The organism is Streptomyces sp. NPDC001914 (assembly GCF_042891215.1).
GTDB lineage: Bacteria > Actinomycetota > Actinomycetes > Streptomycetales > Streptomycetaceae > Streptomyces.
In genome coordinates this window covers 706,696-727,413 of record NZ_JBIASW010000002.1, presented here as the reverse complement: position 1 = coordinate 727,413, position 20,718 = coordinate 706,696, and the positions used below count along the sequence as shown (strand labels likewise).

The 20,718-nt window shown below is 73.1% G+C and carries 21 protein-coding genes; 7 read left to right on the top strand and 14 right to left on the bottom strand.

Annotated features, from left to right (window positions below; all coding sequences use genetic code 11):
* Positions 1 to 768: 768 nt before the first annotated feature.
* Together ACFYYF_RS08260 and sigE are read right to left on the bottom strand one after the other, a co-directional pair.
* Positions 769 to 1,710, bottom strand: coding sequence for an anti-sigma factor family protein (locus ACFYYF_RS08260; RefSeq protein ID WP_388772623.1), 942 nt, complete (start codon positions 1,708 to 1,710; stop codon positions 769 to 771).
* On the bottom strand, positions 1,707 to 2,405 hold the full coding sequence (gene sigE, locus ACFYYF_RS08255; RefSeq protein WP_361688844.1) for an RNA polymerase sigma factor SigE: 699 nt from the start codon (positions 2,403 to 2,405) through the stop codon (positions 1,707 to 1,709). The genes ACFYYF_RS08260 and sigE overlap by 4 nt, the downstream gene beginning before the upstream one ends.
* 227 nt (positions 2,406 to 2,632) lie before the next feature.
* Here sigE and ACFYYF_RS08250 point away from each other — a divergent pair, with 227 nt between their 5' ends.
* Complete coding sequence (locus tag ACFYYF_RS08250) at positions 2,633 to 3,334, top strand: O-methyltransferase (protein ID WP_388772986.1); 702 nt, start codon at positions 2,633 to 2,635, stop codon at positions 3,332 to 3,334.
* Between the two features lie 119 nt (positions 3,335 to 3,453).
* Here ACFYYF_RS08250 and ACFYYF_RS08245 read toward each other — a convergent pair whose 3' ends face one another.
* Positions 3,454 to 3,621 carry a DUF3117 domain-containing protein gene (locus ACFYYF_RS08245; protein WP_003966491.1) on the bottom strand — a complete coding sequence of 56 codons (168 nt, stop codon included), beginning with the start codon at positions 3,619 to 3,621 and terminating at the stop codon, positions 3,454 to 3,456.
* A gap of 364 nt (positions 3,622 to 3,985) precedes the next feature.
* Here ACFYYF_RS08245 and ACFYYF_RS08240 point away from each other — a divergent pair, with 364 nt between their 5' ends.
* Positions 3,986 to 4,789, top strand: coding sequence for an enoyl-CoA hydratase-related protein (locus tag ACFYYF_RS08240; RefSeq protein ID WP_361688751.1), 804 nt, complete (start codon positions 3,986 to 3,988; stop codon positions 4,787 to 4,789).
* A gap of 80 nt (positions 4,790 to 4,869) precedes the next feature.
* Here ACFYYF_RS08240 and ACFYYF_RS08235 read toward each other — a convergent pair whose 3' ends face one another.
* Both ACFYYF_RS08235 and ACFYYF_RS08230 read right to left on the bottom strand, forming a co-directional pair.
* On the bottom strand, positions 4,870 to 5,451 hold the full coding sequence (locus ACFYYF_RS08235; RefSeq protein ID WP_388772621.1) for a DNA-3-methyladenine glycosylase I: 582 nt from the start codon (positions 5,449 to 5,451) through the stop codon (positions 4,870 to 4,872).
* Positions 5,448 to 5,798 (bottom strand): DivIVA domain-containing protein, encoded by a 351-nt coding sequence (locus tag ACFYYF_RS08230; RefSeq protein ID WP_388772618.1) that lies wholly within the window; start codon positions 5,796 to 5,798, stop codon positions 5,448 to 5,450. The genes ACFYYF_RS08235 and ACFYYF_RS08230 overlap by 4 nt, the downstream gene beginning before the upstream one ends.
* A gap of 173 nt (positions 5,799 to 5,971) precedes the next feature.
* On the opposite strand from ACFYYF_RS08230, the gene folP reads away from it, so the two are divergent.
* Positions 5,972 to 6,832 carry a dihydropteroate synthase gene (gene folP / locus ACFYYF_RS08225; protein ID WP_365480039.1) on the top strand — a complete coding sequence of 287 codons (861 nt, stop codon included), beginning with the start codon at positions 5,972 to 5,974 and terminating at the stop codon, positions 6,830 to 6,832.
* Between the two features lie 90 nt (positions 6,833 to 6,922).
* On the opposite strand, the gene ACFYYF_RS08220 is transcribed toward folP, so the two are convergent.
* Entirely contained in the window at positions 6,923 to 7,681 is a 759-nt protein-coding gene (locus ACFYYF_RS08220) for a TIGR00730 family Rossman fold protein (protein ID WP_361688739.1), read from the bottom strand.
* 148 nt (positions 7,682 to 7,829) lie between these two features.
* Positions 7,830 to 8,909: a succinyl-diaminopimelate desuccinylase gene (dapE, locus tag ACFYYF_RS08215; RefSeq protein WP_388772615.1), complete on the bottom strand. Its 1,080-nt coding sequence runs from the start codon at positions 8,907 to 8,909 to the stop codon at positions 7,830 to 7,832.
* Between the two features lie 128 nt (positions 8,910 to 9,037).
* Here dapE and ACFYYF_RS08210 point away from each other — a divergent pair, with 128 nt between their 5' ends.
* Positions 9,038 to 10,096 carry a heavy metal transporter gene (locus tag ACFYYF_RS08210; protein WP_388772613.1) on the top strand — a complete coding sequence of 353 codons (1,059 nt, stop codon included), beginning with the start codon at positions 9,038 to 9,040 and terminating at the stop codon, positions 10,094 to 10,096.
* Positions 10,097 to 10,457: 361 nt separating this feature from the next.
* Complete coding sequence (locus tag ACFYYF_RS08205; RefSeq protein ID WP_388772611.1) at positions 10,458 to 10,949, top strand: ATP-binding protein; 492 nt, start codon at positions 10,458 to 10,460, stop codon at positions 10,947 to 10,949.
* A 77-nt stretch (positions 10,950 to 11,026) separates the two neighbouring features.
* Here the strand turns inward: ACFYYF_RS08205 and ACFYYF_RS08200 are convergent, their stop codons facing one another.
* Together ACFYYF_RS08200 and fdxA are read right to left on the bottom strand one after the other, a co-directional pair.
* The gene (locus ACFYYF_RS08200; protein WP_388772608.1) at positions 11,027 to 12,121 is read right to left on the bottom strand and encodes a bifunctional succinyldiaminopimelate transaminase/glutamate-prephenate aminotransferase; all 1,095 of its coding nucleotides are present in this window, start codon (positions 12,119 to 12,121) and stop codon (positions 11,027 to 11,029) included.
* Between the two features lie 157 nt (positions 12,122 to 12,278).
* Positions 12,279 to 12,599 (bottom strand): ferredoxin, encoded by a 321-nt coding sequence (fdxA, locus tag ACFYYF_RS08195; RefSeq protein ID WP_019058397.1) that lies wholly within the window; start codon positions 12,597 to 12,599, stop codon positions 12,279 to 12,281.
* A 141-nt stretch (positions 12,600 to 12,740) separates the two neighbouring features.
* On the opposite strand from fdxA, the gene ACFYYF_RS08190 reads away from it, so the two are divergent.
* Positions 12,741 to 13,772, top strand: coding sequence for a GNAT family N-acetyltransferase (locus ACFYYF_RS08190; RefSeq protein ID WP_388772606.1), 1,032 nt, complete (start codon positions 12,741 to 12,743; stop codon positions 13,770 to 13,772).
* A gap of 17 nt (positions 13,773 to 13,789) precedes the next feature.
* Positions 13,790 to 14,641, top strand: coding sequence for a tetratricopeptide repeat protein (locus ACFYYF_RS08185; protein WP_388772603.1), 852 nt, complete (start codon positions 13,790 to 13,792; stop codon positions 14,639 to 14,641).
* Between the two features lie 21 nt (positions 14,642 to 14,662).
* Here the strand turns inward: ACFYYF_RS08185 and ACFYYF_RS08180 are convergent, their stop codons facing one another.
* The 5 genes from ACFYYF_RS08180 to ACFYYF_RS08160 all read right to left on the bottom strand — a co-directional run bounded on the left by ACFYYF_RS08180 (position 14,663) and on the right by ACFYYF_RS08160 (position 20,591).
* Positions 14,663 to 15,277: a response regulator transcription factor gene (locus tag ACFYYF_RS08180; RefSeq protein ID WP_361688718.1), complete on the bottom strand. Its 615-nt coding sequence runs from the start codon at positions 15,275 to 15,277 to the stop codon at positions 14,663 to 14,665.
* On the bottom strand, positions 15,274 to 16,497 hold the full coding sequence (locus ACFYYF_RS08175) for a sensor histidine kinase (protein ID WP_388772984.1): 1,224 nt from the start codon (positions 16,495 to 16,497) through the stop codon (positions 15,274 to 15,276). The genes ACFYYF_RS08180 and ACFYYF_RS08175 overlap by 4 nt, the downstream gene beginning before the upstream one ends.
* Positions 16,498 to 16,502: 5 nt before the next feature.
* Positions 16,503 to 17,243 carry an ABC transporter permease gene (locus tag ACFYYF_RS08170; RefSeq protein WP_388772600.1) on the bottom strand — a complete coding sequence of 247 codons (741 nt, stop codon included), beginning with the start codon at positions 17,241 to 17,243 and terminating at the stop codon, positions 16,503 to 16,505.
* Positions 17,240 to 18,259, bottom strand: coding sequence for an ABC transporter ATP-binding protein (locus ACFYYF_RS08165; protein ID WP_388772598.1), 1,020 nt, complete (start codon positions 18,257 to 18,259; stop codon positions 17,240 to 17,242). Before ACFYYF_RS08165 ends, ACFYYF_RS08170 begins: the two co-directional genes overlap by 4 nt.
* 151 nt (positions 18,260 to 18,410) lie before the next feature.
* The gene (locus ACFYYF_RS08160; RefSeq protein WP_388772596.1) at positions 18,411 to 20,591 is read right to left on the bottom strand and encodes a hypothetical protein; all 2,181 of its coding nucleotides are present in this window, start codon (positions 20,589 to 20,591) and stop codon (positions 18,411 to 18,413) included.
* Positions 20,592 to 20,718: the final 127 nt, after the last annotated feature.

The following is a 20,718-nucleotide window of genomic DNA, read 5'->3' as shown; positions in this document are numbered from 1 at the left end:
GTGTCGGTGTCGGTGTCGGTGTCGGTGTCGGTGTCGGTGTCGGTGTCGGTGTCGGTGTCGGCGACGGTCCTGCCCTCGTCGGTGGTGTCGGCGTCCGAAGCGCGGCCGGTGTAGCCGTCCTGCCCACCGCCGTCCTCGGCCCGGGCCGGGGCGGCGGCGGGGTCGGTGTCAGTGTCGGCGACGGTCCTGCCCTCGTCGGTGGTGCCGGTGTCCGTGGCGCGGTCGGTGTCGCCGTCCTGCCCGCCGCCGTCCTCGGCCCGGGCCTGAGCGGCGGCCATGGGGGCCGGCTCGGGGCTGGTCCGGGCAGCGGCTCGGGACGCGAGGGCCGAGACGGAGGGAGGACCCGCTTGCTCCGGGACGGCGGCGCGGGCCGGTCGTGCCAGTTCGTAGTCGCCGCCGGTGTCCCGCTCGCGGACCCCCGCCGGGTGCGGCTCGGACCCGGTCGGCTCGCCGCCGGGGCCGCCGTCACGGGTGTCACCCGGGTGCTCCGCGTCGCCCGCGGTGGGCCGGAGCGCGGCGGGCCCGGTCGCATCCGGGTCCGTGAGATGAGCCGGTGCGGTGTCCGTCCCCGCGGTCCCGGGCCGGGGCCGGCCCCACCACTTCGCCTTCGTGGGCCTGCCGTCGCTCATGCTCTCCCCACACCCGGCCCGCGGCACAACGCGCCGAAGGCCACCACGGACTTGTCGCCTCCGCGTCCGTGATCCCTCCCGCGGACGCGGCCCACCCCGGATTCAACCAGGTTCCCGGGCCGACGCGCAGAGGGCGGTGTCAGTGGGCGTTACGGGGGATGGAGGACGGGGACGAAGTGGGGGACGGTGTCGCGGCGGGAGCGGCGAGCAGACCCGGAGCGGGGGTCGGCGCGAGGGGCTGGACGTCGGCGAGCGGACGTATGAGCGGGGACATCGCGGCGGCACTGGCGACCGCCGGTGTCATCAGCGTGTGCACGGCGTCCTGGCCGCGGCCCGCCGGGGCGGGAACTCCGGGCAGCAGCGGGGCGGACACCGCGGTCGGCGCCACCGGACCCTTGCCGAGGGACCGCTCGCCCTGGGCGAGCAGCGGTCCGGTGGACCGGCGGCGCTGCGACTCGGGAGTCGAGGCCGCCCCCGTGCCCTGGGTCCGGGACGGCGTCACGTTGCTTCCGGCGCCGGCGCCCCCGCGCGCGTCCGTGTCCCCGGGCATGCCGGTGGTCACCCCGCCGAGCGCGACGGCCGCGAGCGACACCGCGCCCGCCGCGACGAAGGCGAACCGCAGCCCGCGCGAGGCGGACCGGTCGGCCTCGTGGCGGCTGACGTCGTGGATACGGAAGCCGCGCCCCGGGGCGGGCGGCAGGACGTCGGCGTGCGGTCCGGCCGACATGTATCCGAAGGTCTCGCCCCGCATGCCGAAGACGCCGGGCAGTCCGGAGCCCGCGGAGCCGCCGGGCAGTCCGCCGGCGAAGCTGCCTCCGTTCAGCCGCGGGCTGTCGGAGTCGCCTCCCCCGGGGAGTCCCTGGAGGCGGGCGAGGAAGCTTTCGGAGGGCGGCGGCGGCGCCATTTCCGCGAAGACGTTCTTCAGTCGGCGCTGGGCGTCGGCCTCGGCCTTGCACTTGGCGCAGGTGGCGAGGTGGGCCAGGACGCGGTCGCGCGACTCATGACCGAGCTCTCCGTCCACCAGGGCGGAGAGTCGGTCCCCGAGGTGCTGCTCGGCAGGGGTGGGACGGGTTCCACTCACGCGGTCGCGCCCCCTCCCCCCAGCACGGGCACTCGGGCCGCGAACGAGCGACGCTCGGCGCGGGCCTCGGGAGACCGGTGTGCCAGGGCCTTGCGGAGCTGGGAGCGGCCGCGGTGGATCCGGGAACGGACCGTGCCGAGCTTGACGCCCAGCGTGGCGGCGATCTCCTCGTAGGACAGTCCCTCGATGTCGCAGAGGACGACGGCGGCGCGGAACTCGGGCGCGAGCGTGTCCAGCGCCTGCTGGACGTCGGCGTCGAAGTGCGCGTCGTTGAAGACCTGCTGCGGGGAGGGCTCACGGCTGGGCAGGCGCTCGGCCGCGTCGTCGCCGAGGGCGTCGAAGCGGATGCGCTGCTTGCGCCGCACCATGTCGAGGAAGAGGTTCGTGGTGATGCGGTGGAGCCAGCCCTCGAAGGTGCCGGGCGTGTAGGTCGACAGCGAGCGGAAGACGCGGACGAAGACCTCCTGGGTGAGGTCCTCGGCGTCGTGCTGGTTGCCCGTGAGGCGGTAGGCGAGACGGTAGACGCGACCGCTGTGGGTGCTGACGATCTCCTCCCAGGTGGGCGGAGTCCACGCCTGCGCCTCCGCGTCGGTGGTGAACGTCGCGGTCTGCGCGGGGGCAGCAACGGGGAGCTGGTCAGCGTTGTCGGTCACAGATTTCGGCTCACCGGTCGATCTGAGCAGGCGCCGCAGCATTCCTCCCCGATCCACAGGCGCAGCCGCACCTCCCCTGTCGGCTCTGGTGGTGTCCAGTGGAGCCCCTACCATAGCCACCTCGCCCGTTAGCTCCGGATAAGCGGTTTTACGGGAATTTGATACGGGCTCATAAGGGTGCGCCGGTGTCCGACCGCGCCCTCGCTCCGTGTACCGACTCATCGACTTCCCCCCGCTCGGTTCTCCCACCCCTCTAAACGCCCGGTCCCATCCGCAGGTTCCCAGCACCAACGGATACAGTCACGCCCAGGCAACCACGGGGACAGGAGAGGGTCATTACCGGCAACCGGCAGACGAGCTGGGCGGCGTTCGCCGACGCTTTTGTCGCCGAGGACGAGACGCTGCGCTGGGCCCGGGACCGGGCTCACGAGGCGGGCCTGCGCTCGGTGACACCCGGCACGGGCGCCGCGCTGCGCATGCTCGCCGCCACCGTGGACGCGAAGGCGGTCGCCGAGATCGGTACCGGTACCGGCGTCTCCGGAATTCATCTTCTGCACGGCATGCGGCCGGACGGGGTACTGACCACGGTGGATCCGGAGCCGGAGCGCCAGCAGTTCGCCCGCCAGGCGTTCCGCGCCGCCGGGTTCGCCAGCAACCGGGCGCGCTTCATCCCGGGCCGCGCGCTGGACGTCCTGCCCCGTCTCGCGGACGCCGGGTACGACCTCGTGTTCTGCGACGGCGACCGGCTGGAGTCCCTGGACTACCTCGCTGAATCGTTGCGCCTGCTGCGCCCGGGCGGGCTCGTCGCCTTCGAGGGCGTCTTCGCGGACGGCCGCACGGTGGACTCGGGGCCGCAGCCGGCCGAGGTGAGCCGGCTGCGCGAGCTGCTGCGCGCGGTGCGCGAGAGCCAGGAGCTGGTGCCCTCGCTGCTGCCGGTGGGCGACGGCCTGCTGTGCGCGGTCAAGCGCTGACCTGCCCGTTCGTGCGGTCCGACGTCACGCGGCGGTCCCGTACGGCCGTCGAAAAACGGCTTCCCCGGCACCATGTGCGGTACCGGGGAAGCCGAAAGAGGTAAGGGTCGCGTTCCGCGTCAGCCGACGACCTTCTTGAGGGCGTCGCCGAGCGCGTCGGCCTCGTCAGGGGTCAGCTCGACGACGAGCCGACCGCCGCCTTCGAGCGGAACGCGCATGACGATGCCCCGCCCCTCCTTGGTCACCTCGAGCGGGCCATCGCCCGTCCGCGGCTTCATGGCCGCCATGCTCGTTCCCCTTCCTGAAACCAGCTCATCGTCGCCGACGGCCCCCTCGGAGGGCACGCACGTCCCCTCATAGGACACACGTCACCGGCATCGAACACATTGCTTCCAGGCCATTATCTCGCATCTCAGGACCCGATGACCAACATCAGTCGGCATCGCTTGCGCAACGCGCTTGAGCAAAACCACTCAATTCGGCGATGTGGCTGCGATACTGCTCCGCCGCATCGGCCTTCGCGGCGCGGAATTCTTTGATGCAGGTCACATGTATGCCCCGCGCCACCGCCGGTGATCTCCGCCATGCTGTCATCGGACACAGGACGTACCGGCCGGTACGACGAGCCGCGACCCCCGGAAGGGACCCACCATGGCCGACACCGTGCTCTACGAGGTGAGCGACGGACTCGCGACGATCACACTGAACCGCCCCGAGGCGATGAACGCGATGAACGTCGAGACCAAGGTCGCCCTCCGGGACGCGGCGCAGGCCGCGGCCGCGGACGACGCCGTACGGGCCATCCTGCTGACCGCGGCCGGTGACCGGGCGTTCTGCGTCGGGCAGGACCTCAAGGAGCACATCGGGCTGCTGGCCGCCGACCGGGAGTCGGGTTCGGGCGGGACGATGAGCACCGTCCGCGAGCACTACAACCCCATCGTGCGGGCGCTGGTCGGTGCCGCGAAGCCCGTGGTGGCCGGGGTCAACGGTGTCGCGGCCGGAGCCGGATTCGGTTTCGCGCTCGCCGCGGACTACCGCGTCGTCGCCGACACGGCCGCCTTCAACACCTCCTTCGCCGGTGTCGCGCTGACCGCCGACTCCGGGATCTCCTGGACGCTGCCGCGGGTGATCGGCCCGAGCCGTGCCGCCGATCTGCTGCTCTTCCCGCGCAGCATCAGCGCCCAGGAGGCGTACGACCTGGGCATCGCGAACCGGCTGGTTCCGGCCGGCGAGGTGCGGGCCGAGGCGGAGAAGGTGGCGCGGGCCCTGGCCGCCGGGCCGACCCTGGCGTACGCCGCCCTGAAGGAGTCCGTCGCCTTCGGGCTCACCCACTCGCTGGAGGAGACCTTGGAGAAGGAGGACGAGCTCCAGGGGCGGGCCGGTGCCTCCGAGGACCACACCATCGCGGTCCAGGCGTTCGTGAACAAGGAGAAGCCCAAGTACCTGGGGCGTTGACCCGGCGCTGCCCCTCCTGGGGTCCGCCGTGGACCGCGTGGTCCGCGGCGGACGCCTCCGTGCCCGTGCGGGCGTCCCGGTCAGCCGGCGTCGCGCGCGGCGCAGTCGGCCAGGTGGTCGTTCACCAGGCCGCACGCCTGCATCAGGGCGTAGGCCGTCGTCGGGCCCACGAAGCGGATGCCGCGCTTCTTGAGCGCCTTGGACAGGGCGGTCGACTCGTCGGTGACCGCCGGTACGTCGGCGAGCTTCTCGGGAGCCGGCCGCGTGGCACGATCGGGGGCGAAGGACCAGACGAGTTCGTCCAGCTCGCCCGGGGCCCAGCCCGCCAGCACGCGCGCGTTGGCGACGGTCGCCCTGATCTTGGCGCCGTTGCGGATGATCCCCGGGTCGCCGAGCAGGCGCTCCTCGTCCGCCTCCGTGAACGTGGCGACCTTGGCGATCTCGAAGTCCGCGAAGGCCGCGCGGAAGCCGGGGCGGCGGCGCAGGATCGTGATCCAGGACAGCCCCGACTGGAAGGCCTCCAGGCACAGCCGCTCGTAGAGGGCGTCGTCGCCGTGGACGGGCTTTCCCCACTCCTCGTCGTGGTAGGCCACGTAGTCCTCGGTGGACAGCGCCCAGGGGCAGCGCAGCAGTCCGTCGGCTCCGGCCAGCGCGTCGCTCACCGCTCGTCCTCGGGGTGCTTGCGCAGCGAGGTGGGGCTGCTCGCCGCCCGGGCCCCGGCGAGCGCCGCCTCCAGGTCGGCGATCCGGGCGTCCCGCTCGCCGATCTCGGCGCCCAGCCGGCCCAGGGCGTCGTCGACGTCCGCCATGCGGTAGCCGCGCACGGTGACGGCGAACCGCAGGGCGTCCACGTCGCCCTTGTGCACCGGACGGTCGTACGGCAGCGGATCACGCAGCCGCTCGGGTTCGGCGTCGGGCAGGGGCGCGCTCTCACCGCCGCCGACCACGGAGAGGGTCACCGCGGCGACCACGACGGCGAGGGCGACGACCAGGAACAAGAACATGAACATCGCTGAGGTCCCCACGCTCTGGTGCCGGCGCGGGTCGCGTCGGCGCGAAAGTACTGGTGCTGACGAAAGCAGTCTGACGCTGGAAGTGTCAGGCTCCGATCGTGCCATGCGAGTGTGACAGCTAAGGTCGCAGGCGGCTTATCGGTGCGACTGACTGGGAGAGGTCACAGGGGATGCTCAGGCTGGGCAGGCGCGAATTCGACGCGCACGAGCCGGTGATCATGGCGATCGTGAACCGGACCCCGGACTCCTTCTACGACCAGGGGGCCACCTTCCGGGACGAGCCGGCCCTCGCGCGCGTGGAGCAGGCGGTGTCCGAGGGGGCCGCCATCATCGACATCGGCGGGGTCAAGGCCGGTCCGGGCGAGGAGGTCACCGCCGAGGAGGAGGCGCGGCGGACGGTCGGTTTCGTCGCCGAGGTGCGGCGCCGCTTCCCGGATGTGGTCATCAGCGTCGACACCTGGCGGCACGAGGTCGGCGAGGCCGTCTGCGAGGCCGGCGCCGACCTGCTCAACGACGCCTGGGGCGGGGTCGATCCCCGGCTGGCCGAGGTGGCCGCCCGGTACGGGGCGGGGCTCGTGTGCACGCACGCCGGGGAGTCCGAGCCGCGCACGCGTCCGCACCGGATCGCCTACGAGGACGTCATGGCGGACATCCTGCGGGTCACGCTCGGCCTCGCCGAGCGCGCGGTCGCCCTCGGGGTGCCCCGCGAGTCGGTGCTCATCGATCCCGGACACGACTTCGGGAAGAACACCCGGCACAGTCTGGAGGCGACACGGCGGCTCGGGGAGATGGTCTCCACCGGGTGGCCGGTTCTCGTCTCCCTCTCCAACAAGGACTTCGTCGGCGAGACGCTCGACAGGCCGGTCAAGGAGCGGGTCGTCGGGACGCTGGCGACGACCGCGGTCTCGGCCTGGCTGGGGGCGCAGGTGTACCGCGTCCACGAGGTCGCGGAGACCCGTCAGGTGCTGGACATGGTGGCGTCGATCGCCGGGCACCGGCCGCCGGCGGTGGCCCGGCGCGGACTGGCGTAGCGGGCCGGGGGAACGGAGCGCGACGAAGGCGCGGGAGGGACCACGGAACCCGGTCCTCCCGCGCCCCGCACTCCGGGCGGACGGGCAGGCCTAGCGGCCGGCCTCCTTCGACACCAGGGCCACCGCTTCGTCCACGTCGTCGGTCACGTGGAACAGCATCAGGTCCTTCTCGGCCGCCTTGCCCTGGGCGACGAGGGTGTTCCTGAGCCAGTCCACGAGGCCGCCCCAGTACTCCGTGCCGAACAGCACGATCGGGAAGCGGGTGACCTTCTGGGTCTGGACCAGCGTGAGCGCCTCGAAGAGCTCGTCCAGGGTGCCGAGACCGCCGGGCAGGACCACGAACCCCTGCGCGTACTTGACGAACATCATCTTCCGGACGAAGAAGTAGCGGAAGTTCAGACCGATGTCGACGTACGGGTTCAGCCCCTGCTCGAAGGGCAGCTCGATGCCGAGGCCGACGGAGATGCCCTTCGCCTCCAGCGCGCCCTTGTTGGCCGCCTCCATGGCACCCGGACCGCCACCGGTGATCACCGCGAACCCGGCGTCGACCAGACCGCGGCCGAGGGCGACGCCCGCGTCGTACTCGGGCGAGTCGACCGGCGTCCGCGCCGAGCCGAACACACTGATCGCCGCCGGGAGTTCGGCCAGCGTGCCGAAGCCTTCGATGAACTCCGACTGGATGCGCAGAACGCGCCAGGGATCGGTGTGCACCCAGTCCGAGGGACCGCCCGCGTCCAGCAGCCGCTGGTCCGTCGTGCTCGCCTGGACCTGGTCCCGCCTGCGCAGCACCGGGCCCAGCCGCTGCTCCTCAGGTGGCCGCTTCTTGCCCCTCGGGTCTCCAGTAGCCATGTCCACTCCCTCCGCGTACGGATCTCCCCCGCCCCGGCCGAAACCGGTACGGGGGAAGGTCGTTCCGCCCCAGCGTAGATCTCCGCTGGTTACGGCGGGGGGACGTGGGCATGTCCGCTGTCGACAGCCGACGGGTACGGGTGGCTTCTCAGGCGGTGAGCCAGTCCCGCAGACGCTGTTCGCCCGCGAGGATCTTGGCCGTTTCCACGCGCTCGTCCCGCTTGTGGGCCAGGTGCGGATTGCCGGGGCCGTAATTGACCGCCGGGATGCCGAGCGAGCTGAAACGGGAGACGTCCGTCCAGCCGTACTTGGGCTGCGGGGTGCCCCCCACCGCCTCGATGAACGCGGCGGCGGCCGGGTGGGACAGGCCGGGCAGGGCGGCGCCGCTGTGGTCGTCGACGACGAACTCCGCCACACCGCAGTCGGCGAAGACCTCGCGGACGTGCTCGATCGCCTCCTCCTCGGTGCGGTCGGGCGCGTAGCGGAAGTTGACGGTGACGACGCACTCGTCGGGGATGACGTTGCCGGCGACCCCGCCGGAGATGTTCACCGCGTTCAGGCCCTCGCGGTACTCCAGACCGTCGATCACCGGGTAGCGGGGCTCGTACGCGGCCAGCGCGGCCAGGATCGGGGAGGCCGCGTGGATCGCGTTGGAGCCCATCCAGCTGCGGGCCGAGTGGGCCCGTTCGCCCTTGGTCCTCAGCAGCACCCGCAGCGTGCCCTGGCAGCCGCCCTCGACCTGGCCGTCGGAGGGCTCCAGGAGGACCGCGAAGTCGCCGCGCAGCCACTCGGGGTGGGCCTCGGCCACATGCTTCAGCCCGTTCAGATCGGCCGCGACCTCCTCGTTGTCGTAGAAGACGAAGGTGAGGTCCCGGTTGGGTTCGGGGACGGTGGCGGCGATACGGAGCTGGACGGCGACGCCCGACTTCATGTCGCAGGTGCCGCAGCCCCACAGGACACCGTTCTCGTCGAGGCGGGAGGGCACGTTGCCGGCGATCGGGACGGTGTCGATGTGTCCGGCCAGGACGACCCGTTCGGCGCGGCCCAGGTTCGTGCGCGCCACGACGTTGTTGCCGTACCGGTCGACCGTCAGATGCGGCAGGGCGCGCAGAGCCGTCTCGACGGCGTCCGCGAGCGGCTTCTCGGTGCCGCTCTCCGAGCGGAAGTCGACGAGCCGCGCGGTGAGCTCGGCTGCGTCGAGGGTGAGGTCAAGCGGGGTGTCGGCCATGGCGTCGACCCTAGCGCGCCCCGCCCGGGGGTACCGAAAGCAGCCGGATGCGGTCGTATCCCCCGGCCGCGCCACCGTTGTCCACAGCCCCAGGGTCCGCCCGCGGCGCTCTCCAGTACCTTGTACGCGTGTCTGAGCCGTCCCCCACTCCTGTCCGGCGACGCCGCCGTCGCCTCCTGCGTTTCGGAGGGGCCTTCGTGGTCCTGCTCGCGGTCGCGGGCTACCTCGGCGTGCAGTACCTCACGGGCGGCGTGGGCGCGCCCCGGTGCAAGGTCGTCTCCGCGGGCGGCGACGGCGCGTCGTACGAGTTCACTCCCGAACAGGCGGTGAACGCGGCGACGATCTCCGCGATCGGCACCTCGCGCGGCATGCCCGAGCGCGCGGTGGCCATCGCCCTCGCGACGGCGCTCCAGGAGTCGGGGCTGCGCAACATCCGGCACGGCGACCGGGACTCCCTCGGTCTGTTCCAGCAGCGCCCGTCGCAGGGCTGGGGCACGGAGAAGCAGATCATGGACCCGACGTACTCGGCGGGCATCTTCTACGAGCACCTGGCCAAGGTGCCCGGGTACTCCCGACTGCCGCTCACGGTGGCCGCGCAGCGGGTGCAGCGCAGCGGCTTCCCGCAGGCGTACGCGAAGCACGAGCCGGACGCCACGCTGCTCGCCGCCGCCCTGACCGGCCGCGCGGCGGCCACGCTGACCTGTCAGGGGCGCCCGGCCGCGACGACTCCGGCGGGCGGCCCGACGTCGGTGCGTGCGGCGCTCGCCCGGGACTTCGGGCGCGAGGTGTTCCAGGAGGCGGGCGCCACCGTGGACACCGCGGGTTCCTCCGCGTCGCCGGCACGGGCCGCCCCGGATTCCGCGGCCCCCTCGGGCTCCCCCGTCTCCCCGGATTCCTCCGCCTCCCCGGCCTCGTCGGCCCCCACCGCCGCCGCGACCGCCGACCGGACCGTGACCGTGCCCGTGCGCGAGGGGTCGGACTCCGGGTCCGCGACGCTCCGCCGCGGCTGGGAGCTGGCGCACTGGGCCGTGGCCAACTCCGCTGCCCTGCACATCGACCGGGTGTCGTACGCGGGGCGCGAATGGACCGCGGGGACCTCGGAGGGGTCGTGGCACACGGCCGACGGCAAGAGCGGCCGGGATGCGGACGACGCCACGGCCGAGGTCCGGATCGTCACCGGGCAGTAGTACGGGACCTCACCCCTGGGGAGGACGCGGCCCCGGCGGGCCGGGGATGTGCGCGCGCTTTCGGGCACTCACTCCCCCAGGCGGGAAATCCCTTGGGAGCACAGGGCCACGGGGCTGCCTCCGGCATGACCGCCGGGCATTCTTTGCCCGTTTTTATCCACAACCGATAATGCGACGCATTGCCAACTCTTTGCGTCGGGCCACCGCAACCTTCGCGGACTTCGAGCGGTAGTCACTGCGTCCGACCCCGGAACGATCACCTCAGCCGATCGGCGTCCGGGGACGCGGTCGCCGGCAGCCGGCCGGCCGACCGCCGGGCACGGCAGGACACTTCCCCGTTCTCTTCCGTCTAAGGAGCACCATGTCCCTCCCCCTGACCCGCCGGATCGCCCGTGTCGCGCTGCTCGTGGCGGCCGGAGCGGCGCCCGTGGTCGGCGCGGCCGGCTCCGCCTGCGCGGCTCCCGGTCTGCCCGCCACGCCCGGCCTCGGCGGGCTGTCCGCCCTGGACGGGTCGAACGTCAGCCACACACTCGACGGAGCCGCGCACCACGTCACCGGGGTCGCCGACATGTCCGGCGGCTCGGCGGTCGAGAAGGCCCTGCCGCCCGCGGGCAAGGCCGGCACCAAGGTCGCCAAGAAGGCGGCGCCCGCCGCGCGGAAGGTGGCCGGGGGCGCGGCCGGCCAGGCCGGAGGGCTGCTCGGCGACACCGCGAAGACCGCGTCCGGCGGCGGCCTGCCGACGGACGCCGTCACCAAGGGCGGCCTGCCGACCGACGCCGTCACCAAGGGCGGGCTGCCGACGGACGCCGTGACCAAGGGCGGGCTCCCGCTGAAGGGCCTGCCGCTGGGCTAGGGACCTGGAGTACGGCGACGGGGGTCCGGGGAAGCAGCTTCCCCGGACCCCCGTTCCGCTGTCGGCGGCGGGAGGGCCTACCGCAGGCGTTCCACCGCCGCCGCCACCCGCTCGTCCGAGGCGGTGAGGGCCACGCGGACGAACCGCTCGCCCGCCTCGCCGTAGAAGTCGCCCGGAGCCACCAGGATGCCCAGCTCGGCCAGGTGGGCCACCGTGGACCAGCAGGACTCGTCCCGCGTCGCCCAGAGGTAGAGGCTCGCCTCGCTGTGCTCGATGCGGAACCCGTGGGCCACCAGAGCGTCGCGCAGGGCGGCGCGGCGGGCCGCGTAACGCTCGCGCTGCTCGCGCACGTGCGTGTCGTCCGAGAGCGCGGCGACCACGGCGGCCTGGGTCGGCGCGGAGGTCATCATGCCGCCGTGCTTGCGGATCGCGAGGAGCTCGCCGAGGACGGCGGGGTCGCCCGCGAGGAACGCGGCACGGTAGCCGGCCAGGTTCGAGCGCTTGGACAGCGAGTGGACCGAGACGATCCCCTCGTAGGAGCCGCCGCACACGTCCGGGTGCAGCACCGAGACCGGGTCGGCCTCCCAGCCCAGTTCGATGTAGCACTCGTCGGAGAAGACGAGGATGCCGTGCTCGCGGGCCCACGCGACGATCCGGGTGAGCTCCGCGGCGGACAGCACCCTGCCGGTCGGGTTCGACGGGGAGTTCAGCCACAGCAGCTTCAGGCCCGCCGGGTCCAGCTCGGTCGGGTCGTCGTAGACCACGTGCTCCGCCCGCGCGAGCCGCGCGCCGACCTCGTACGTCGGGTAGGCGAGACGCGGGTACGCGACCTTGTCGCCGGGGCCGAGGCCGAGCTGGGTCGGCAGCCAGGCGACCAGTTCCTTGGAGCCGACGATCGGCAGGACGTGGCGGTGGGTGACGTCCCGCGCGCCGAGCCGTCGCTCCACCCAGCCCGTGAGCGCGTCCCGCAGCTCGGGCGTGCCCCACACCGTGGGATAGCCGGGCGAGTCCGCGGCCGCGACCAGAGCTTTCTGGATCAGCTCGGGCACCGGGTCGACCGGGGTGCCGACGGACAGGTCGACGATGCCGCCCGGGTGAGCGGCGGCGGTCGCCTTGAAGGGCTCCAGCTTGTCCCAGGGAAAGACGGGAAGCCGGTCGGAGACTGCGGACACGGGATCAGGCTCACTTTCTCGTACGGACGACCCGTACACGCGGGTACGGGCCGCGGCACGGGTGCTGCGCGTGGCGGGCACCGCAAACGCCTCGGTCCCGTACAGCGACCGGAGTGATCAGGCCGTACGGGACCGAGGCGGCACGAGTGCGGGCCGCTTACTGGTTCTGCGGCGGAAGCGCGGCGACGAAGGGGTGGTCGCGCTCGATCAGGCCGAGCTTGCTGGCGCCGCCGGGCGAGCCGAGCTCGTCGAAGAACTCGACGTTCGCCTTGTAGTAGTCCTTCCACTCCTCCGGAGTGTCGTCCTCGTAGAAGATCGCCTCGACCGGGCACACCGGCTCACAGGCTCCGCAGTCGACGCATTCGTCCGGGTGGATGTACAAGGACCGGGAGCCCTCGTAGATGCAGTCGACCGGGCACTCCTCGATGCACGCCTTGTCCTTGACGTCGACACAAGGCTGCGCGATGACGTAGGTCACGCTGTCGTTCCTCCTCGATAGGGCGCTGGCGGGCCTGTCGTAGGCTCCGCCGCCTGGCGCGCGGGAGCGCGGCGTCGTCGATGCCCGCCCCTAGTATCTCCGTTCTTGGGCATGATCCGAACAGGAGGGGTGAACTGACCTGTGGAATTCTCTGCCGCCGGCCGCCTGGAGGTCCGCGTCACCGCTGCTGACGTGGGAAAACGCGTCTCGGTGCGACGCCTGACCGACAATGGAGACACGGTGGAGAAGTTCACCGATACGGTCGGTGTTCTCACATCATGGGACGACGGTGTGCTGCTGATCACACGACGGACCGGAGAACAGGTCCGCATCGCCGAGTCCTCCCTGGTCGCGGCCAAGGTCGTACCGTCCGCCCCGGCACGGCGGCGCGGCCCCGCGGCGTCCTACGAGGAGCTGGCGCGCGTCGCCGCACGGGCCTGGCCGCCGGTGGAGAGCGAGCGGCTCGGCGACTGGGAGCTGCGGGCGGCGGGCGGGTTCACCCGGCGCGCCAACTCCGTGCTGCCGCTGGGCGACCCGGGCGTGCCGCTCGACCAGGCACTCGCGTACGTACGGGACTGGTACGGCGCCCGTGACCTGCCCGCCTTCGTCCAGACCGCCACCGGCGCCGAGGGCACGCAGGAACTGCTCTGCGCGGAGCTGGAGACACGCGGCTGGACGCGCGAGGTGACCGCCGGGCTGTGGACCGGGGCACTCGCGCCGGTCGCGGACCGGGAGGCGCCCGGGGTGACGCTCTCCCGCACGGCCGACGAGGCGTGGCTCGGCCGCTATCAGCGCAAGGGCGTAGGCGAGGTGGCCCTGAAGGTGCTGGGCGGGGGCCCCTCGGTGTGGTTCGCGACGGTTCCCGGTGAAGCGGGCGCGGCTCCCGCGGCGATCGGCCGGTGCGTGGTGGACGGCCGCTGGGCCGGTTTCGCCGCCGTGGAGGTCGACCCGGCCCTGCGCCGCCGCGGCCTCGCCACCGCCGTCATGGCGGCCCTGGCCGGCCGGGCCCTGGAGGAGGGCGCCTCGGCGGCCTGGCTCCAGGTGGAGGCGGACAACGCCGGGGCGCGGGAGCTGTACGCCCGCATGGGCTTCGCCCCGCACCACGCGTACCACCACTACCGCGGGCCGTCCGGTACCGCCGGTCCGGGTGCCGAGCCGTATCGATCGACGTGACGGGGCACGAACCGGCTATGCGTTCCCCCCAGCCACCCGGGCCCGGGCGAGCCGCCGAGGTACGGCGCCGGTTCGCCGACGAGGCGCGGGCCGAGCGGCCCGATCTGGCGGAGCTGTGCCTGCTGGTGGGCGCCGCCGCGGACGGGACCCTGGACGACACCGGCATGGACGCCGCGCAGATCCTGCTGGACGAGCTGGCGGGCCGGCTGCCCTTCCGCCCGGGCGGCCCCCGTTCCTGGGCGACCGCGCTCGCCGAACTCCTCGGCACGCGCCTGGGATACCGGGGCTCACCGGGCGACTACCAGCGGCTGGAGTCCTCCCTGCTGCACGCGGTGCTGCGCCGGCGGCGCGGGCTGCCCATCCTGCTCTCGGTGGTGTGGATGGAGGTCGCCCGGCGGGCCGGGGCGCCGGTCTACGGCGTCGCGCTGCCCGGTCACTTCGTGGTGGGCTTCGGACCGCCCGAGGAGCAGGTGCTCGCCGATCCCTTCGACGGCGGGCGCGTCCTGACCGGCTCCGACGCGCAGCTCCTCGTCGCGGGCGCGACCGGCGCCCCGCTCGACCCCTCGATGCTCGCCCCGGCCGACCCGCTCGACGTCGTCCTGCGCGTCCTGAACAACGTCCGCGCCTGGGCCGCCGCCCGGCCCGAACGCTCCGACGTGGCCCTGTGGTCGGTGGAACTCTCCCTGCTGCTGCCCTCGCACCCGGCGCGGCTGCGCTACGAGCGGGCGCAACTGCTGGTCCAGCGGGGTGACTTCCTGACGGGTGCCGCCGAACTCGACGCCTACGCGGACGTGGTGGCGGCGGTCGACGAACCGGCCGCTTCCCGGGTCCGCCGACAGGCCCACGCGGCACGGGCGATGCTCAACTGACGCACCGGCCGCCCGTGCCGCTCACAGCCAGCCCTTCTCCCTCGCGATCCGTACCGCCTCCGCCCGGTTGCGTACCGCGAGTTTCTGGATCGCGGTCGAGAGGTAGTTGCGGACCGTGCCCTGGGAGAGGTGGAGGGCCTTGGCGAGTTCGGCGTTGGTGGAACCGTCGGCGGCGGCGCGCAGGACCTCGCGTTCGCGGTCGGTCAGGGGATTGGCGCCCTCGGCGAGCGCGGCGGCGGCCAGGGTGGGGTCGATGACGCGCTCGCCGTCCAGCACCTTGCGCACGGCCGCGGCGAGCTGGGCGGCCGGGGCGTCCTTGACCAGGAAGGCGTCGGCGCCGGACTCCATGGCGCTGCGCAGGTAGCCGGGGCGGCCGAAGGTGGTGAGGACGATCAGCTTGACGCCCGGGAGCTCCTTGTGGACCTCGGCCGCCGCCTCTATGCCGGTCATGCCCGGCATCTCGATGTCGAGGAGCGCCACGTCCACGTCGTGGGAACGGGCCGCCGCCAGCACCTCGTCGCCGCGCGCCACCTGGGCGACCACTTCGATGTCCGGCTCCAGTCCCAGCAGGGCGGCCAGCGCCTCGCGGACCATCGACTGGTCCTCGGCGAGCAGGACCTTGATCGTGCGGCTCATGCACCGGATCCTACGGGGTCGCCCCCCGCGCCCACAGAGGCCCGGCCGCCCTCCAGGGGCGCCCGCGCCACCAGCCGGAACCCGTGCCGGACACGGCCCGCCTCCATCGATCCGCCCGCCTTCTCCAGGCGTTCGGCCAGACCGGTCAGACCGTTGCCGGGGGCGCCGCCCGAGGAGCCGCCCGATCCGTCGTCCTCCACCGAGAGTTCGAGCACGGGACCGTCCAGGGTCTGGCGGCGGACGAGCTGCACGGTGCAGCGCCGGGCGCCGCTGTGCCGTACGACGTTGGTGACCGCCTCGCGCAGCGCCCAGGCCAGCGCGGACTCGGTCTCCTCGGGAACGCCGTCGAGGCCGGGTTCGACGGGCAGGTCGGCGATCACGTCTGCCGCGGTCAACGCGACCTGTGCTCCCGCGAGTTCACCGGCGAGCCGGGGCCTGCGGTAGCCGGTGACCGCCTCGCGCACGTCGACCAGGGCCTGGCGGCTGACCTGTTCGATGTCGGCGACCTGCTGGGCCGCCTTGTCGGGGTGGTCGGGGAGCATCCGCCCGGCCAGTTCGCTCTTGAGCGTGATCAGCGAGAGCGAGTGGCCGAGCAGGTCGTGCAAATCCCGGGCGAGCCGCAGGCGTTCCTCGTTCGCGGCGAGCTGGGCGACGGTGGCCCGCGCCTTGCGCAGCTCCACCGTCGTACGGACCAACTGCCGTACGCCGGTCATCGCGAAGCCGATCAGCACGACGAGCAGGACGAGGTTGCGGGCGTCCTCCTCGCCGCCGTGCAGGCCGACGAGCAGCATCACCACGGCGGTGAGCGGGATCGTCCAGTAGGAGACGCGCAGCGGGAACGTCGTGCCGCAGGCGACCGAGACGTACACGAACAGGCCGAGCCAGGACGCGCCGAGCGCCAGGCACAGGACGACGGCCAGCGCGCCGAGGGCGAGCACCATGAGCGTGACGGCCAAGGTGCCCGTGAAGGCCCTGCCCATGTTCCGGAAGACCAGCGTCAGATAGACGGCGACGAAGGCCGCGAGGCCCACCCAGCCGGCCGCGGTGGCCGCGGGTGTGTGGCCGCCCGACACGAGGTCGTGGACGGGCGCGCTGAGGAACACCAGCCAGACGACGATCCACACCGACTTGCGCAGGGCCTCGCGGAGGTTGCGCGGGGACTGTCCCAATCGCACGATCCGGTCCGTGCGGGCCGCGTCGGGCAGCGGGTCTTCCGTCATGGCGTTCACGCCTTCAGCGTGTCCTTCCGGTACAGCCAGGCCGCGCCGCCCGCGAAGAGGGCGAAGGACACGGCGAGGATGGCGATGTCCTTCGCGTGCGGGGCGTTCCCCAGTTCGATGGCCTGCCCCAGAGCAGCGTACGCGTGGGTGGGGAGCCATTTCGCGATGTTCTGGAGCCACTCGGGGAACGTCGTGGTCGGCATCCACAGGCCGCCGAGCATCGACAGACCGAAGTAGACGATCATCGTGATCGGCCGGACCGCGTCGCCGCTGGCGAGGTAGCCGATGGCGACGCCGAGCGCCGCGAAGACCAGGCTGCCGGCCCAGATCACGCCGGTGAGCGCGGCCCACTGCCAGGCGTCCAGGCGTACGTCCTTCACCGCGGCGGCGACCACGAAGACGATCACGATCGACGGCAGGCTGATCACGGCGGCGCTGGCCGTCTTGGCGAACACATAGCCGCGGCCGGGCAGCGGCGTCAGCCTCAACTGCCGTACCCAGCCGCTCTCCCGCTCCTTGGCGATGCGCTCGCTGTTGCCCATGAGGACGGCGGTCAGGGCGCCGAAGGAGGCCATGGACACCATGAAGAAGGTCGGCAGGGTCAGGCCGGTGCCGTCCACCTTCGTGGTGCTGTCGGCGCTGCCCGCGATCAGCAGGAACAGAGCCGAGGGGTAGACGACCGAGAAGAACAGGAACTTGCGGTTGCGCAGGGCGCGGGTGATCTCCAGCTTGATGAGACTGTTCACTTCGACGTGGCCTCCTCGGCGGTGGCGCGGGGGGCCGCCACGGCGGCGCCGCGGATGGCCTCCTCGGCCTCGGTGATGGCGACGAAGGCCTGCTCCAGACCGAGCCCGGCGACTTCGAGGTTGCGGGGGTAGAGGCCGAGCCCGTACAGCGCGTGGACGGTGGCGTCCGCGTCGGAGGACTGGATGCGGACGGTCTGCCCGGCCCCCGTGGAGCCGCTTCGGGACCCCGCGGCGGAGCCGCTTCCGGACACCGTGACCGAGGTCAGGAAGGGCAGCGAGCGCAGCGCGGCCTCGTCGATCGGGCCCTCCAGGTCGAAGGAGACGCGGCGCGCCCCGGCCCTGGCCTTGATCTCGGCGGCGGTGCCGTCGGCCAGCAGCCGTCCGCGGTGCAGGACGAGCACGCGGTCCGCGATGGCGTCGGCCTCCTCCAGGTAGTGCGTGGCGAACAGGACCGTGCGGCCCCGGTCGGCCTGCTCGCGCATGGTGGCCCAGAAGGCCTGCCGGGCGGAGACGTCCATGCCGGTGGTGGGCTCGTCGAGGACGATCAGGTCGCTGTCGCCGGCGGTGGCGAGGGCGAAGCGGACGCGCTGCGCCTGGCCTCCGGAGAGCTTGTTGACCTTGCGGTCGGCGATCTGGGCGATGCTCGCGCGGGCGAGGACCTCGCTCGCGGGGTACGGCCTCGGGTGCAGGTCGCAGGCGAGCTTGACCAGTTCGCCGACGGTGACCTCGTCCATCAGCCCGCCGCTCTGGAGCATGGCGCCCACCCGGCCGGCGACGATCGCCTCGCGCGGGCCGGTGCCGAACACCCGGACCGTGCCGCTGTCGGCGTTCTTGAGACCGAGCAGAAGGTCGAGCGTGGTCGACTTGCCCGCGCCGTTGGGGCCCAGCAGGGCCACGGTCTCGCCCGGGTGGAGTTCGAGCGTGAGCCCGTCCACGGCCCGGACGTTCCCGTAGCTCTTGGTCACCGATTCGAACCGGACCACCGAGGGGGTGGTGGTCGCCGCTGTCGTTGTCATGCCGTCCATCGTGGCCGGGAGGGGGGCACGCGCGGCAGTGCGGAGTGTCCTGAGCGGCGGATGACAGATGTCATGCCGGCCGCCCGGACGACGCGAGGGCGCCCGGCCGGTGACTTCCGGCCGGGCGCCCTCGGCGCGTTCGCCCAGCCCGTCAGCTGGGGTTCGTGGAGATGGTGATGACGCGGTCGGCGGCCGTCTTCCCGACGAGCGCCCTGCCGACGGCCGAGGCCACGTCCTGCGGGCTCACGGCCTTCTGGCTGCCGTCGCCCTTGGTGATCGTCACCCCGTCGAAGGCGTGCCCGTACAGCGCCTCGAGCGCCTTGAGGTCGTAGTGTTCGACGAGCTTGCCCTGGACCGGCTGGACGCTCAGGAACTTCCAGATGGACTTCTGCGGGCTGAAGGAGACCGCGTGGGCCGCGTCCGTCCGGACGGTGATGTTCGCGGACATGGCGACCGTCGCGAACGTCGACATCTTCCGGTCGACCTCGGCCTTGCTGACCGTGGGCTGACGGGTCGTGGTGGCGACCTTCACCGGAGTGGCCGTGTTGGACTCCACCTGGGCGCGGTAGGCGTCCTGGACGGCCTGCAGCGAGGGTCCGACGTCGATGCCCTTGCCGGCCTTGCCGTAGACCGGGACGGCCTTGCCCGCCTGGAACTTGATCGTGCCTTCGCTCGCCGAGCCCGAGCCGCTCGCGGCGCGCTCCAGGGCGGCCTGCAGCTTCTCCTTGTCGACCGGCATCACGGGCTCGACCTCACGCCCCTGGCCGAACAGCGAGCCGATCACGGAGATCGGGTTGTAGTCGCTGGAGGCCGCGGCGCGGACGGTGGCCTGGCTGTCGAGCTGGAGTCCGGCCTGGTCGGGCCTGAGCTGGACCGTGTCACCGTCGACGGACAGCGTGAGCGGCTTCTCCGTGCGGGTGCCGAGGGCGTCGTCGAGCTTCTGGACGGCGTCGTCGCGGGTGCCGCCGCCGATGTCGACGCCGAGCACCGTGGTGCCCTTGGGCACGTCCGAGTGGTTCATGAGCAGACCGGCTCCGTAGGCGCCGCCGGCCAGGACCACGACGAGGACGGCGAGGAGCGCCGGCTTGTTGCGGCCCTTCTTCTTCGCCGGCTTCGCGGAGGAGGGTGCGGGCTGCCGGACCGGCTCGGGGAGCTTCGGCGGGGTGTGCGACCGGGAGCCGCCGAGATCACCGTCGTAGGCGAAGTCCTGGGTGGGCGACACGACGGGGATGCCACTGGTGAGCGTGTGTCCGGAGACGTTCTCCGCGGGGGCTCCGTAGACACCGGGACCCGGGTCGGGCGCCGGCTTCTGCGGGGTGAGGATCGCGGTGTCGTCGCTGAGACCGCCGCCGAGGCCGCCGCGCGTTCCGGTGTATCCCGTGCCCGCGTTGCCCGTGTTCCGGTTGCCGCCGGCCGGGCCGGGCCGGGCGGCGAGGCTGCCGGGGGCCGCGCCCGCGCCGGCCGGGGGCTGCAGCGGGCCGTCGCCCGTGGCGGGACCGCCGGTCGGACCGGCCGGGCCGCTCCCGGAGAAGTACGGGAGGTCGTCGCGGCGCGGCTCGCCGGACCCCGTGGACGCGCCGGGCCTGCCCGGCGCGCCGGACGAACCGATGGCCGGGAAGGAGCCCGTGTCGCGCAGCGCCCCGGAGACGTCGAACGAGCCCGTGCCGCCGCCGTGGCCGGGGGCGACGGGTCCGGCGCCGGTGGCACCGGGAAGCGCGGCACCGTTCGTGCCGCCGGGCCGGACACCACCGGAGATGCCCAGCGGGCCCGCGCCGGTGGACGGCGCCGGCCGTCCCGTGCCCGGCGTGGCCGCGGCGGGTGCTCCGCCGGCGGGAGCCGAACCGCCCGGCATGCCCGCTCCGTTGGTCGAGCCGCCGCCCGGCGCGCCCTTGGGGGGCGTGCCGGCCTTGCGGGGCGCGAACCAGTCGCTGGTCTTCTCCTCGGCCGGCGCGGGCGGGTCCACGGGCGCGGGGGCGGACGGGGCCGGGGCGGCGGCCGCCGGACCGGAGGCGCCCGCGGGCGGATTCGCGCCCTGCGGCACCGGTGCACCGGCCGTCGCGCCGTCGCCCTCGGACGGGCCCTCGGCGTCGGCGACGGGCTTGCGGACGACCACGGGCGGGATGGGCCGCGATCCGGGGATGTTGATCCGGATCCGTGTCGTCAGGGTTGTCTCGGTCTTGCGCTCCTCCGCCGGCCTGCCGGCGGCCGAACGGCCCGCGTCGGCACCGTTCTCGGAAGCCGCGGGGGTGCCGTACGGCGGCGTCCCCGAGGGGTACGCGGCTCCACCGCGCCCGTTGGGCCCGGAGGACGAACTGTCAGTTTCACGACTCAAGGCAGGTTCTCCCGGTTGGCTCCGCCGCCCGTTTACTCGACCTCATCTCGGGCAGCTCGGCGGCGCGCACCACCATACTGGCCATGTCCGGCCCGCAAACCTCGCCCGTGCAGGAATCTCGCACGGG

Coding starts and splice junctions, on each gene's coding strand:
- dapE (WP_388772615.1), bottom strand. CDS start 8,909: ATGGCCGACACCCCGCTTGACCTCACCCTCGACGCAGCCGAGCTCACC.
- folP (WP_365480039.1), top strand. CDS start 5,972: ATGCTCAGGCTGGGCAGGCGCGAATTCGACGCGCACGAGCCGGTGATC.
- ACFYYF_RS08230 (WP_388772618.1), bottom strand. CDS start 5,798: ATGTTCATGTTCTTGTTCCTGGTCGTCGCCCTCGCCGTCGTGGTCGCC.
- ACFYYF_RS08240 (WP_361688751.1), top strand. CDS start 3,986: ATGGCCGACACCGTGCTCTACGAGGTGAGCGACGGACTCGCGACGATC.
- ACFYYF_RS08175 (WP_388772984.1), bottom strand. CDS start 16,497: ATGACGGAAGACCCGCTGCCCGACGCGGCCCGCACGGACCGGATCGTG.
- ACFYYF_RS08180 (WP_361688718.1), bottom strand. CDS start 15,277: ATGAGCCGCACGATCAAGGTCCTGCTCGCCGAGGACCAGTCGATGGTC.
- ACFYYF_RS08220 (WP_361688739.1), bottom strand. CDS start 7,681: ATGGCTACTGGAGACCCGAGGGGCAAGAAGCGGCCACCTGAGGAGCAG.
- sigE (WP_361688844.1), bottom strand. CDS start 2,405: ATGCTGCGGCGCCTGCTCAGATCGACCGGTGAGCCGAAATCTGTGACC.
- ACFYYF_RS08245 (WP_003966491.1), bottom strand. CDS start 3,621: ATGGCGGCCATGAAGCCGCGGACGGGCGATGGCCCGCTCGAGGTGACC.
- ACFYYF_RS08165 (WP_388772598.1), bottom strand. CDS start 18,259: ATGACAACGACAGCGGCGACCACCACCCCCTCGGTGGTCCGGTTCGAA.
- ACFYYF_RS08185 (WP_388772603.1), top strand. CDS start 13,790: ATGCGTTCCCCCCAGCCACCCGGGCCCGGGCGAGCCGCCGAGGTACGG.
- ACFYYF_RS08205 (WP_388772611.1), top strand. CDS start 10,458: ATGTCCCTCCCCCTGACCCGCCGGATCGCCCGTGTCGCGCTGCTCGTG.